The following is a 12851-nucleotide window of genomic DNA, read 5'->3' on the forward strand; positions in this document are numbered from 1 at the left end:
CGCTGTTTTCATCCACCAGGGCAAACGGTGGATGGGTGAAGCGCCATCCACCCTACGGGAGTGGACTATGACGCTTGCTGATCTGCCCCTTGGCCCACTGGAGCGCGCCTTGGTCGATAGCCTGCAGCGCCTTGATCCGCAGGCGTCGCCGGTGGTGCTGGCTTCGGCGGCGCTGCTGTGTATGGCCTTGGACAAAGGGGATGTCTGCCTGCCGCTGGCCCGTTTCGCCGGGCAGCGGCCCTGGCCGGAGCATGAACTGCGCTTGCCGGCGCTCAGCGACTGGCAGGCGCAGTTGCAGGCATCGCCGTTGGTTGGCGCTGAGGGCGCTTTCACACCGCTGATCCTTGAGCACAGTCGCCTCTATCTCGCGCGCTACCAGGCCTACGAACGGCAGTTGGCCGAACAGCTGTTACAACGCGCCGCCGATTTGCCCGAGGTGGATGAAGCCCAGCTCAGTGAAAGCCTGACTCGGCTATTCGCGTTCAACTCTTTATCACAGGCGGGGCAGCAGCAACCCGACTGGCAGCGTCTGGCCGCCGCGCAAGCGGTGCGGCGCAAGCTGGCGGTGATCTCCGGCGGGCCCGGCACCGGCAAGACCACCACAGTGGTGCGCCTGCTGGCGGCCTTGCTGGAGCAACCGGGCTGCGCGCACCTGGCCATCGGCCTGGCTGCGCCGACGGGTAAAGCGGCGGCACGCATGGCCGAAGCGATCCGCAATGCCAAAGCTCAGCTGCCGGTCAGCGAGGCGATCAAAGCCGCGTTGCCGGATGAAGCGCGCACCCTGCACCGTCTGCTCGGCAGCCGGGGCGACAGCCCGCAGGTGCGCCATCACGCGGCCAACCCGCTGGCGCTGGACGTGCTGGTGGTGGACGAAGCGTCGATGGTCGATCTGGCGCTGATGGCCAAGCTGCTCGACGCCTTGCCGCCCACTGCGCGACTGATTCTGCTCGGTGACAAGGACCAACTCTGCGCCGTGGAAGCCGGCGCGGTATTTGCCGAGCTCTGCGAGGGTCGCGGCTTTGATGCTCAGGCTGCTAGCGAGCTACAACGCATCACCGGCCAGCAGGTGCCGGTCAGCCAGCCGACCTCGCAACTGGGCGATGCCGTGGTGCTGCTGACCCACAGCCACCGCTTTGCCGGCGACAGCGGCATCGGCGAACTGGCGCGGCGGATCAATGGCGGCGACGTCAGCGGCACGCTTAACCTGCTCAAGGAAAACCGCAGCGACCTGGCCTGGAATGCCCAGCCAACGCCCAACGATCTGCTGGAACGTCTGGATCAAGGCTATGCGCCCTATATCAACGCCGCCAAAAGCGCCGACCCTGCGGCGGCCTTCGCCGCGTTCAATGCTTTCCGCACGCTTTGCGCCCAGCGTGAAGGTGCCTGGGGCGTGGCCGGGATCAACGAAGCCCTGGAGGCACGAATCAAACGCCGCAGTCAGGTGCCCAGCCGCGAGCGCTGGTACGTCGGCCGGCCGATCATGGTGCGGCAGAACGACTACGCACTTGGTCTGTTCAATGGCGATATCGGCCTCTGCCTGCACACCGAGTACGGCCTGCGAGTGTTCTTTGAGGGTGAAGATGGCTACCGCCCCTTCGCCCCGGCGCGCCTGCCCAGTCACGACAGCGCCTTCGCCATGACCGTGCACAAAAGCCAGGGCTCTGAGTTCAGCGAAGTGCTGCTGGTGCTGCCCGAATTGCCCAGCCCATTACTCAGCCGCAGCCTGTTCTACACCGGCATCACCCGCGCCAAACACAAGGTGGAAATCTGGGCCCTGCCCGCGCGCCTGGGGGAAGCCGTGGTCACCCGTGCCGAGCGTGCGGCGGGGTTGGCTGAGCGGTTGGAGATACCAATGTCTGAAAATGCTGCTTCTGTGATGACGCAGGAACAGCTCGATCTTTTCTAACTAGGAGTTTTAGGTGAGCAACGGAATGTTCTGGTGTCGACTAGTGGCGATCTTTCTGGGCATGGTTCCACCTGCGCTATTTGCTGCTGAAGGGCCGCAGGTCTACAGCGGGATGCTGGGCAAGATGGCGATAGTCATGGAGCTTAATCTAAGCGATCCCGAGCAGGTCACTGGCCGCTACTTTTATCGCAAGCATCACCACGACTTGGCCCTGGAGGGCCGACTGCAAGGCCAGCAGCTCAGTCTGGTCGAAGGCCGAGACCAGTACGACGACGTTCCGCGTCCCGAACTGCGCTTGCAGCGCAGCCCGCAGGGGTGGCAGGGCGAATGGGTCGGGCCCCAGGGCAAACGGCTGGCCGTTACGCTTACCCAGCCGACTATCGAGGAGCCGCCAGCGGGAGCCGAACCCTTCTGGTATCGCCTATACGACGCATCACCCTACGAGTTCCTGCGTCTCAAGAAGTTGCCGCTAACGTCTGGCAAACGCCAGGAGTTTATGGGCCATGAGTTGCAGTGGTGGACGGAGCCCGTTTCGGGGTTGACGATGTTCGAAGTGCTGAGTGGTTATCCCCAGGCACAGCTGGATTCGATCAACCAGCAGTTGCGCGCACGCTTGCGCGAGGAAGTGATCGACTATCACGCTTGCAAGCTTGGGGTGGGTGGTAGAGGGGGGGAGTTTCTACAAACCGTGCAGCCGCGACTGCTGTCGGCGGATGTTGTAAGCCTGAGCATTTTTACCAGCTACGACTGCGGTGGCGCTCATCCGGATTTCGGTGATGCGCCGCTTACGCTGGATGTACGTAGCGGAAAACCGCTGGGCCTGGAGGACCTGCTCTGGGTCGGTGACGGCCCCGCTTTTCACTATCACGAAACGCGAGAGCGCAAGCCGGATGAAGATTCGGTGAGTTTCGATGTGTTCTCCCAATACCGTAATCGGTACCTCGCACCCTGGTTGGTCGAGCAGTGGCGGCGGATCGCTCCGGAGATGTTGCCAGAGCCTGCCGATGACTTTGAATGCACCTATGCCGACCCGGATATGTGGGATTTCCCCAGTTGGTACCTCAATGAGGACGGTATTGTGTTCGACCCGATCTTCCCGCGTGTTGCACGTGCCTGCGAGGGTACTGAGTGGTCGGTGCTGCCTTATGCGGTGGTCAAGAAGCATCCCGGTCGATTGCGCTTGGCATTGCCGGACTAAGGCGGGTATTGCACTGCGCGCATCATCGGCCTAGGATGCGCGCCTTCTCTTAACCGACAGCAAAGGAGGCACATCATGCAGCAACTGATTACCCTTTGCAGGTCGCGCCTGGCTTAACGCATCCCCCACCGCTGCACAGCGGTTTCTGCAACGCCCTGCTTCGACCTGCCAATCCACTATTTTCGTTTCAACCCATCAGGATTGGACTATGGGCACTTGCATTCGCAATTTGTCCGACGGCATCGTTTTGATCGCCGCGGACGACACCTGGATCGAAGGAAAAGCGATCCAACAACTTGAAACCACCGCACGTCTGCCGGGCATGCAACGGGTCGCCGGGATGCCGGATCTGCACCCGGGGCGCGGTTATCCGGTCGGTGCGGCATTCTTTTCCGTGGGCCGCTTGTATCCGGCCTTGGTCGGCAACGACATCGGCTGCGGCATGGCGCTATGGCGCACCGATATTGGCGTGGCCAAGCTGAATCTGGACAAGCTGGAAAAGCGCCTTGGTAGCCTCGAAGGCTCCCTTGGCGATGATTGGCAGGAGGCCATCGCGGCTTTCGGTCTACCGCCGAGCGGTTATGAGCGTGCCCTCGGCACCATTGGCGGCGGTAATCACTTCGCCGAACTGCAGGAACTCGATCAGAGCTTCGACGATGAAGCGCTGGCGAACCTCGGTATCGACCGCAAGCAGCTGTTGTTACTGGTGCACAGCGGTTCGCGTGGGCTGGGCGAGGCGATTCTGCGCGAGCAGGTCGACTTGTTCGGTCATCAAGGGTTGGAGGCCGGCTCTGCGGCTTGCGCCCATTACCTGGGACGCCACGATGGCGCCTTGCGCTTCGCCGAGGCCAATCGGCAGCTGATCGCTCGGCGCATGCTCGAACGGCTGCGTGCCGAGGGCGGACAGTTACTGGATATCAACCACAACCTGGTATCGCCGGCACATATTGCGGCTCAGGACGGCTGGCTGCACCGCAAGGGCGCCACGCCGTCCGATCAGGGTGTGCTGGTGATTCCTGGCTCGCGGGGCGATTACAGCTACCTGGTGCAGCCGCTGGCCGACGAGCGCAGCCTGTTGTCTCTGGCCCATGGCGCAGGGCGTAAATGGATGCGCAGTGACTGCAAGGAGCGCCTTGCTACGCGTTACAGCGCCAAGCAACTGGAGCGCACGGCGCTGGGCAGCCGGGTGATTTGTGCTGACCGGGCGCTGATCTACGAGGAAGCGCCAGAAGCCTACAAGGCCATCGACTCGGTGGTCGGTGCGCTGCGCGAGGCCGGTTTACTGCGGGTTCTGGCACGCCTGAAACCGGTACTGACCTACAAGACGCGGGGAGGCTGCTGCTGATGATCCTTCTGCAATTGTCGGCGGCCCAAGGGCCGCAAGAATGCGCCTTGGCGGTGGCCAAAGCGCTCAAGTGTCTGCTGGGGGAAGCCATAGAGCTGGGCGTCGAGGTGCGGGTGCTGGAGGAGGAAGCCGGCGAACGTCCGGCAACTTTGCTTTCGGTCTTGCTGGCGCTGAGCGGTGAGGCAGCCGAGCAACTGGCGGATGCCTGGAGCGGTTCGCTGCAATGGGTCTGCGTCAGCCCTTATCGGCCGGCGCATCGGCGCAAGAACTGGTTCTTTGGCGGTGCGCGATTCGCTGCGCCGCCGACCCACCTGGAAAGCCAGATCCGTTTCGAAACCCTGCGTTCCTCCGGTCCCGGCGGCCAGCATGTCAACACAACGGACTCGGCAGTGCGCGCCACTCACGTGGCCAGTGGCATTAGCGTCAAGGTGCAGTCCGAACGCAGTCAGCACGCCAACAAGCGTCTGGCGTTGATGCTGATCGCTCAAAAGCTAAGTCAGCGTGCGGAGCAGGCACATGGCGACTTGAGGGCCGAACGGCGCCTGTTTCATCATCAGGTGGATAGGGGCAACCCGGCACGGATTTTCCGTGGCTTGAGTTTTACATCCGAGTGATGCGAACGGTACTCGCTTAAAGACCCGGCATTTGCTGTGCTGCTCGTTTGGGCAGTACAGCCACTACCTGTGCAAGATCAGCTCTTGGCGTCCAGGCACTGCTCTGGCCTAACTGGGCTAGCCATGACAAGTGTGTCGCCTACACTCAAGCGCTAACTCTCTGGAGTTATCACCTGCGCCGTCGTATCTGGAGCTAAGGTCAAGAACTTATGTGTGCGCGACTATTTGCCAGCCTGCTGCTGGGCCTGCTGTGTTGTCATAGCGCGGTAAGCGAGGAACTGCGGCTGGTTACGGGGGACGACTACGCACCGTTTACCGGGAAAATGCTACCCGCTGGGGGCATGCTCACCCAGGTTGTTCAAGCGGTGCTGGCGCTGAGCGATATCGACAGCACACTGGACTGGCAGCCTTGGAATCGCGGCTATCTGAAAACTTTACGAGGCGAGTACGACGCCACCTTTCCCTATGTGCCCACGCCTGAGCGAGAGAAAGAATACATCTACTCGGCACCATTGCTGGTGGTTGAGCATCATATTTTCAGTCGTAGTAATGATCCCATCGAGGCCTTGGATCCTGAGCAGATTCGGGGGCGGAGCGTGTGCATACCGCTGGGTTGGCAACCCTCTACTCTGCTCCAGGGATTTCTGGATCAGGGGGTTGTGCGACGCCACTCGCCGATAGGCATCAAGGAGTGTGCGAGGCTGGTATTGATTGGCCGTGATGATTTCTTTGTCGCTGATCGACGCCTCGGTGATACGGCATTGCAGTTGATTGGTGCCAACAATGGCCAGCTACAGCGCTCGGCCGAAATGATCAGTACTAGTTCTCTGCACCTGATCGTGCCGCACAATCACCCTCGCGGCTCGCTGATCATCGCGCAGTTCGATGCCGGCCTAGATCGTCTTATGGTCAGCGGTGCTTATCAGCAAGTTATAGAGGGGTATATAGAGTCTCGGGCGCTGGTGCAGAGCAGCCAGTAGCTCGGTGAACCGTCTTGTCGCTGCCCTCTGATGGGCCTTGGTTGGCTCGCCGTCCCTGGCGATGCCGTCACTCAGCCGGTTTCTTCAGCTTCGGATTAGGAAAAAACTGCACGACTTGCACCTTGGGATCCGCGGCCTTGGGTTTTAGCGCGCTGATATTGACCCGCGTCGGCAGTTCGCGTGGTACCGAGTTGCCGCGCTCGTCCAGGGTGTCGGCGTAGCCGCAGGCCACGCATTCGCGGTGCGGCACGTCGTCGACATTCCACATCTGGATCTTGTCCATTTCGCTGCACGCCGGGCAGACCGCCCCGGCGATAAAGCGTTTTGCCGTGGTCTCTGTCATGCCGCCTCCTGGCTCAAGCCGAGGTGGCGCAGCAGGGCGTCGATGGAGGGTGGGCGGCCACGGAAGTCGACAAACAGCACCATCGGTTCCTGCGAGCCGCCGCGAGCCAGGATCGCCTCACGGAAGGCGCGACCGGTGGCGCTGTTGAATACGCCTTCTTCCTCGAACTTGGAGAAGGCGTCGGCGCTCAGCACTTCGGCCCACTTGTAGCTGTAGTAACCGGCCGCGTAACCACCGGCGAAGATGTGCGCGAAGCTGTTGGGGAAGCGGTTGTAGGCCGGCGGACGCAGCACCGAAACTTCCTGGCGGATGCCTTCGAGGACGTCCAGCACGCTGCGGCCGTCACCGTGGGTGGCGTGCAGTTCGAAGTCGAACAGGCTGAATTCGATCTGCCGCACCATCATCAAGCCGGACTGGAAATTCTTCGCCGCCAGCATCTTGTCCAGCAGATCCTGCGGTAGCGGTTCGCCGCTCTCGTAGTGGCCGGAAATCAGCGCCAGGCCCTCGGGCTCCCAGCACCAGTTCTCCATAAACTGGCTGGGCAGCTCGACCGCATCCCAGGCCACGCCATTGATACCGGACGCCCCGGCGTGTTCGACGCGGGTCAGCAGGTGGTGCAGGCCGTGGCCGAATTCATGGAACAGAGTGGTGACTTCATCGTGAGTCAACAGCGCCGGCTTGCCGGGGGCGGCTGGGGTGAAGTTGCACACCAGATTGGCCACTGGGCTGATCAGCTGACCGGAAGCGTCGCGGCGTTTGTCCCGGGCGCCGTCCATCCAGGCGCCGCCGCGCTTGTTGGCGCGGGCGTAGAGGTCGAAGAAGAAGCGTCCGACGTGCGCGCCGTTCTCCTTGATTTCGAACAGGCGTACATCTGGGTGCCAGGTGTCGAAGCCGCTCAATTCCTCGATCTGGATGCCGTAAAGCTTTTCGACGATGGCGAACAGGCCGCTGAGCACTTTGTCGATGGGGAAGTAGGCGCGCAGGATCTCCTGGGAAATGCTGTAGCGCTGCTCGCGCAGTTTCTCGCTGTAGTAGCCGACGTCCCAGCTTTGCAGATCGCTGCAGCCCTGTTCTGCGGCGAAGGCTTGCAGCTCGCGCAGGTCCTGCTCGGCAAACGGTTTGCCACGTGTGCCGAGGTCACGCAGGAAGTGCAGCACCTGATCGGTGGTCTCGGCCATCTTGCTGGCCAGACTCAGTTCGGCGTAATTGGCAAAACCCAACAGCTTGGCCAGCTCCTGACGCAGGGCGAGGATTTCATTCATCACCGGGCCGTTGTCGTTCTTGCCGGCATTCGGCCCCTGGTCGGATGCGCGGGTGCAGTAGGCGGCATACACCTCTTCGCGCAGCGCGCGGTCGTTGGCGTAGGTCATCACCGCGAAATAGCTGGGGAACTCCAAGCTGATCAACCAGCCATCCAGACCCTTGGCCTCGGCGGCTTGTTTCATCTGCGCCTTGGCCGAATTGGTCAGGCCATCCAGCGCGGCTTCGTCGGTGACGTGCTTGGTCCAGGCCTGGGTGGCATCCAGTAGCTGGTTGGAGAACTTGCTGGCCAGCTCGGAGAGCTTCATCTGGATCTCGCCGTAGCGCGTTTGCTGCTCGGCCGGCAGGTCGATACCGGACAGGCGGAAATCACGCAGGGCGTGTTCGAGGATGGTCTTCTGCGCCACGTCGAAGCCGGCGGCTGCAGGGCTCTCGGCCAGCGCCTGATAGGCCTGAAACAGCGGCTGGTTCTGGCCGACTTCGGTCCAGTATTCGGATAGCTTGGGCAGGCAGGCCTCGTAGGCGGCGCGCAGCTCGGGGCTGTTGCACACCGCATTCAGGTGGCTAACCGGGCTCCAGGCCTGGCCCAGGCGTGCGCCCAGCTCATCAAGCGCCAGCACCAGGCCATCCCAGCTCGGTGTGCCAGACTGTTGTTCAAGCAGCCGGCTCATGGCCGCGCGGTTATCGGCAAGAATGCTGTCCACCGCCGGCTCGACATGCTCCGGACGAATGGCAGCATAAGACGGCAGATCGAAAGCTTGCAGCAGTGGGTTGTTGGCAGTCACGACAGGTCACCTGTAACGGAATGGGGTTGCAGCTGTGACCCCGGTGGGCGCAAAAGGCTCCCAGGGACAGGCTTGAGTGGACACCGCCGTCGAGATAACAGCGCGCATGTCCTGAACATGGGTGCCATCTTAATTACAATCAAGGTCTGACGCAGCCTAAGAGGTTTCTATCGTGGCGATTCGTACTTATCAACAGTTCACCCCCTTGCTCGGCCCGCGGGCCTTTGTCGATGCCTCGGCCGTGGTTCTCGGCGATGTGGAAATCGGCGCGGATAGCTCGATCTGGCCGCTGGTGGTGATCCGTGGCGACATGCACAGCATCCGCATTGGCGAGCGCAGCAGCATCCAGGATGGCAGCGTGCTGCACATCACCCATGCCGGCCCCTTCAACCCGCGTGGCTACCCGCTGAATATTGGCGACGATGTGACCATCGGCCATAACGTCACCCTGCACGGCTGCAACATCGGCAATCGGGTGCTGATCGGTATGGGCAGCATCATCATGGATGGCGTGGTAATCGATGACGAAGTGATGCTCGGCGCCGGTAGCCTGGTGCCGCCGGGCAGCCATCTGCAAAGCGGCTATCTGTACGTTGGCAGCCCGGCCAAGCAAGCGCGTGAGCTGAGTGAGAAGGAGCGCAGTTACTTCCGCTACAGCGCCGACAACTACGTACGGCTGAAGGACCAGCATCTGATGGAAGGTTACGGCAGCTGATGACTCAACCGGCGTTGCATTACTCGAACATCCTGTTTGACCTTGATGGCACCCTGACCGACCCGCGTGAAGGGATTACCCGCTCGGTGCAGCATGCGCTGGCCAAGCTGGGCATCGATGAGCCTGATCTGCAGGCGCTTGAGCACTTTATCGGCCCGCCGCTGCTGCAGTGCTTTATGCAGACCTACCAGTTCGACGAGGCGACGGCCTGGCAGGCGGTGAACCATTACCGCGAGCGATTCCGTGAAGTGGGTCTGTATGAGAATCAGCTGTTCGACGGCGTGGGCGAGTTGCTGCAGCTGCTGCAGAGCCAGCAGCGCACGCTGTATATCGCCACCAGCAAACCGACGGTATTTGCCGAGCAGATTGCCCGGCACTTTGGCTTTGCCCAGCACTTCAAGGTGATTTACGGCAGCGAGCTGGACGGCACGCGCACTGACAAGGTCGAGCTGATCGCCCATCTGCTGGAAAGAGAACAGCTTGCGCCAGAGGCGACGCTGATGATCGGTGATCGCAAGCACGACCTGATCGGCGCCCGGCGTAATGGCCTGGATGCGGCAGCGGTGGGCTATGGCTTTGGCAGCCTGGCCGAATTGCAGGCCGAGGCGCCGACCTATCACTTCCACAGCCTGGCCGAGTTGCATCAGGCGTTTGTGGGTTAGTTGGATGCCTGCCGCGCTCCGCTGAGCTCGGCGAAGCCCAACAAAGCTGGGCGCTGACGTCCGATCAGCCGTTTTTCTGGTAGATGATCTTCTTGGTGCCGCCGTCGCAGCTGCCGACCACCATATTGGGGTCCTGAGCGTCTTCGTTGGGTACGATTTCCAGGGTGTAGCTGGCAACACCGGCGGCCTGGATTTTCACTTCAATCTCCGCGCGCAGCTCTTCGCAGGGCTTGGGCGCGGCCAATAGGCTGGTGCTGAACAGACCAAGCAGCACGGCCAGGGTGAATTTGTTCATTGCATCGCTCCTTTTGCGTGCACAGAAACTACTTATGTTGGAGTGGGGCTCGGTACGTAAGTTCTAAGAGCCCGGAGATAAGTCGGCCAGCGCCTGATGCCGTTCGCGTTCGGACAGCTTGCCGAGGGCGGCGACGCGCTGATAAAAGCGCGGCCAGTCGCGCTCAACCTGCTCGAACAGCGCGGCAAAAGCCGGCACCCATTGATCATAGAGGCCAAACGGCAACAGCTTGGCGTTGTTGATCGGCGCGTTGATCCAGTCGTCGTAACGGCCTTTGCCGCCCCACTCGCGGGTGCTGAGCGCATGGTATTCGGCGCGCAGGCGGCTGATCTCAGCCTGCTTGCGGCTGCGCATCTGCGTGGGCGACAGGTCACTGGCGTAGAGCTGCTGCAGGCGTGTTCGGCTGGCCAGCACCAGGGCGATAAATTGCTCGCGCTGCTGTTCGCCCTGCGGATCGTTAGGCAGCAGCCCCTGTTTGATGCGCCATTGGCGCAGGCCTTCACGCTCGACAAAGCTGGCGAAGGATTCGTTGAACGCGGTGTCATCCGCCACATACAACTGCTGGTGCGCCAGCTCGTGGAAAATCACCGCCACCAGGCGTTCATCGCTCCAGCGCAGCATGGTGTTGAGAATCGGGTCATCGAACCAGCCCAGGGTGGAATAGGCCTCGACACCGCCCAGATAGGTATCCAGGCCCTGCTGTTTCAGCAGTGCTGCCGAGCCGCGCGCGCGGCTCTGGTTGTAGAAACCGCGATAGGCCACGCAACCGGCGATGGGAAAACAGTGCAGCTCAGGTGACAGGGAAAATTCTGCGGTGGCAAACACATTCCACACCACAAACGGCCGCTGGATATCGGCGTACAGGCGGTAGCTGTCATTGTTGGGCAGGCTCAGCTGGGCGCTGGCGAAATCCCGCGCCTGTTGCGCGAGTGCCAGGCGTTGCTTGAGTTCGGGGTCGGCAGACGGGTTCTCCAGTAGCTCGGCAATCGGCTCGCGCGCCTGCAGCAGTTGCAGTTGCCCGCCGGCCAGGTGGCTGTAGTAATCCAGGGTGCTGCAGCCGCTCAGCAGCAGCGCAGCGGCCAGCGGAACCCAGCGCCAGAGCAGAGCGTCGAACATGGATCAGTACCCGTGAGTAAACAGGCTGCCACGCTAGCGCATCGGCGCTGCTGCCTCCAGCACGGGATCGGCGTAGGCTAAGGTCTGTTGCGATTTATGGAGGTGTCCCATGCGTTATCTGGCTTTGCTTGGTGCTGTGCTGGTGCTCAGCGCCTGCGCCTCATCCATACCTGCGCCTGATCCGAGTCAGGCCTGGGTGGAGCTGCGCGCTAATGCGGGCACCGTGTTGATGGCGGACCGACTTGATGGCCAGCGCCTCAACGATGGTCGTTACTTCCAGGTGCCGGCCGGTGCCCATGAACTGCAGGCGCGCTTTCAGTTCGAGGTGAACAGCGGTGGTGGCCTGGATGGCGCCTATGAGCCGCGTCAGGTGACTTGCGAGATTCGCGTGCGGCATGACAACTTCGTGTCCGGCCAGCGCTACCGGCTGGAGGCCAGGCCCATGCAGATGAAGGCGCAGGCCTGGCTCTATGACGAGCAGCGCAATGTGCTGGCGCGCGGCCAGGTGTTGCGCTGCGGCACGTTTTGATGGCCCTGGTTAGCCGCGTAATTGTGCCAGCAGCTCGAAGGCATGCAGGCGGTCGGCAAAGTCGTATAGGTCGCAGGTGAAGATCAGTTCATCGGCACCGGTCTGTTCCAGCAGTACTTCCAGGCGCGCGCGTACCTTGTCCGGGCCGCCAATCATCGCCATGCCGAGGAAGCTGCTCACGGCCTCTTTCTCGTGCGGCAGCCACAGGCCCTGCATGCTGGTCACCGGCGGTTTCTGCACCAGGCTCTGGCCGCGAATTAGCGCGAGAATGCGCTGATAGGCCGAGGTGGCCAGGTACTCGGCCTGCTCATCAGTGTCGGCGGCAATCAGCGGTACGCCGAGCATCACGTAGGGCTTGTCGAGCACCGCCGAGGGTTTGAAGTGGTTGCGGTAGACGCGAATCGCTTCATGCATATAGCGCGGCGCGAAGTGCGAGGCGAAGGCGTAGGGCAGGCCCTTTTCGCCCGCCAGTTGAGCGCTGAACAGGCTGGAGCCGAGTAGCCAGATCGGCACGTTGGTATCGCTGCCGGGCATGGCGATCACCCGTTGATTCTGCGTGCGTGGGCCGAGATAGCGCTGCAGCTCCTCGACATCCGTCGGGAAGTCATCGGCGTTGCCAATGCGGTCGCGACGCAGCGCCTGGGCGGTGAAGTGATCGGCCCCCGGCGCGCGCCCCAGGCCCAGCTCAATGCGCCCAGGATAGAGCGTGGCCAGGGTGCCGAACTGCTCGGCAATCACCAGCGGTGCATGGTTAGGCAGCATCACCCCACCGGAGCCCAGGCGAATCTTCGATGTGCCGGCGGCCAGATAACCGAGCAACACGGCGGTGGCCGAGCTGGCGATGCCATCCATATTGTGGTGCTCGGCCACCCAGAAACGCTCGAAGCCCAGGCGCTCGACATGCTGCGCCAGCGCCAGTGAGTTGTGCAGGGCCTGGGCGGCGTTGCCGTCATCGCGAATCGGGGCGAGGTCCAGGGTGGAGAATTTACTCTGTGCGAGTGCGCTCATCGGGCTGCCTGTGGGTTATCCGTATGTTCAGGCGCAACAAGGCGCCAATACCTGAGTTAGATAGTGGGGCTTGTTCTACGGATTCCAAGGGGCAG

Annotated in this window: 13 protein-coding genes; 8 read left to right on the forward strand and 5 right to left on the reverse strand. The window is 62.0% G+C overall.

Annotated features, from left to right (window positions below; all coding sequences use genetic code 11):
- Positions 1-67: 67 nt before the first annotated feature.
- The 5 genes from recD to ACIN8IBEIGE_RS07375 all read left to right on the forward strand — a co-directional run bounded on the left by recD (position 68) and on the right by ACIN8IBEIGE_RS07375 (position 6043).
- On the forward strand, positions 68-1906 hold the full coding sequence (gene recD / locus ACIN8IBEIGE_RS07355) for an exodeoxyribonuclease V subunit alpha (protein ID WP_160014077.1): 1839 nt from the start codon (positions 68-70) through the stop codon (positions 1904-1906).
- Between the two features lie 13 nt (positions 1907-1919).
- Positions 1920-3104: an RsiV family protein gene (locus ACIN8IBEIGE_RS07360; RefSeq protein ID WP_218579698.1), complete on the forward strand. Its 1185-nt coding sequence runs from the start codon at positions 1920-1922 to the stop codon at positions 3102-3104.
- Between the two features lie 208 nt (positions 3105-3312).
- On the forward strand, positions 3313-4449 hold the full coding sequence (locus ACIN8IBEIGE_RS07365; protein WP_160014078.1) for an RNA ligase RtcB family protein: 1137 nt from the start codon (positions 3313-3315) through the stop codon (positions 4447-4449).
- Positions 4449-5063 carry a peptide chain release factor H gene (gene prfH / locus ACIN8IBEIGE_RS07370; RefSeq protein ID WP_160014079.1) on the forward strand — a complete coding sequence of 205 codons (615 nt, stop codon included), beginning with the start codon at positions 4449-4451 and terminating at the stop codon, positions 5061-5063. Before ACIN8IBEIGE_RS07365 ends, prfH begins: the two co-directional genes overlap by 1 nt.
- A 209-nt stretch (positions 5064-5272) precedes the next feature.
- A complete protein-coding gene (locus ACIN8IBEIGE_RS07375; RefSeq protein WP_160014080.1) occupies positions 5273-6043 on the forward strand; it encodes an ABC transporter substrate-binding protein in 771 nt (256 codons plus the stop codon).
- Between the two features lie 67 nt (positions 6044-6110).
- On the opposite strand, the gene ACIN8IBEIGE_RS07380 is transcribed toward ACIN8IBEIGE_RS07375, so the two are convergent.
- Together ACIN8IBEIGE_RS07380 and prlC are read right to left on the reverse strand one after the other, a co-directional pair.
- Entirely contained in the window at positions 6111-6386 is a 276-nt protein-coding gene (locus ACIN8IBEIGE_RS07380; protein ID WP_160014081.1) for a YheV family putative zinc ribbon protein, read from the reverse strand.
- Complete coding sequence (gene prlC, locus ACIN8IBEIGE_RS07385) at positions 6383-8431, reverse strand: oligopeptidase A (RefSeq protein ID WP_160014082.1); 2049 nt, start codon at positions 8429-8431, stop codon at positions 6383-6385. The genes ACIN8IBEIGE_RS07380 and prlC overlap by 4 nt, the downstream gene beginning before the upstream one ends.
- A gap of 172 nt (positions 8432-8603) precedes the next feature.
- Between prlC and ACIN8IBEIGE_RS07390 the strand changes: the two genes are divergently transcribed.
- Together ACIN8IBEIGE_RS07390 and ACIN8IBEIGE_RS07395 are read left to right on the forward strand one after the other, a co-directional pair.
- A complete protein-coding gene (locus ACIN8IBEIGE_RS07390; RefSeq protein ID WP_090379106.1) occupies positions 8604-9146 on the forward strand; it encodes a gamma carbonic anhydrase family protein in 543 nt (180 codons plus the stop codon).
- A 14-nt stretch (positions 9147-9160) separates the two neighbouring features.
- Positions 9161-9808 (forward strand): HAD family hydrolase, encoded by a 648-nt coding sequence (locus ACIN8IBEIGE_RS07395; protein ID WP_160016332.1) that lies wholly within the window; start codon positions 9161-9163, stop codon positions 9806-9808.
- Between the two features lie 64 nt (positions 9809-9872).
- On the opposite strand, the gene ACIN8IBEIGE_RS07400 is transcribed toward ACIN8IBEIGE_RS07395, so the two are convergent.
- Complete coding sequence (locus ACIN8IBEIGE_RS07400; RefSeq protein ID WP_090379109.1) at positions 9873-10103, reverse strand: DUF1161 domain-containing protein; 231 nt, start codon at positions 10101-10103, stop codon at positions 9873-9875.
- A 63-nt stretch (positions 10104-10166) separates the two neighbouring features.
- Entirely contained in the window at positions 10167-11219 is a 1053-nt protein-coding gene (locus ACIN8IBEIGE_RS07405) for an aminopeptidase (RefSeq protein WP_160014083.1), read from the reverse strand.
- A 109-nt stretch (positions 11220-11328) separates the two neighbouring features.
- Here ACIN8IBEIGE_RS07405 and ACIN8IBEIGE_RS07410 point away from each other — a divergent pair, with 109 nt between their 5' ends.
- Positions 11329-11748 (forward strand): hypothetical protein, encoded by a 420-nt coding sequence (locus ACIN8IBEIGE_RS07410; RefSeq protein WP_160014084.1) that lies wholly within the window; start codon positions 11329-11331, stop codon positions 11746-11748.
- 9 nt (positions 11749-11757) lie between these two features.
- Here the strand turns inward: ACIN8IBEIGE_RS07410 and ACIN8IBEIGE_RS07415 are convergent, their stop codons facing one another.
- Positions 11758-12756 carry an LLM class flavin-dependent oxidoreductase gene (locus tag ACIN8IBEIGE_RS07415; RefSeq protein WP_160014085.1) on the reverse strand — a complete coding sequence of 333 codons (999 nt, stop codon included), beginning with the start codon at positions 12754-12756 and terminating at the stop codon, positions 11758-11760.
- Positions 12757-12851 lie beyond the last annotated feature (95 nt).

The organism is Pseudomonas sp. 8BK, assembly GCF_902506475.1.
Classification (GTDB): Bacteria; Pseudomonadota; Gammaproteobacteria; order Pseudomonadales; family Pseudomonadaceae; genus Aquipseudomonas; species Aquipseudomonas anguilliseptica.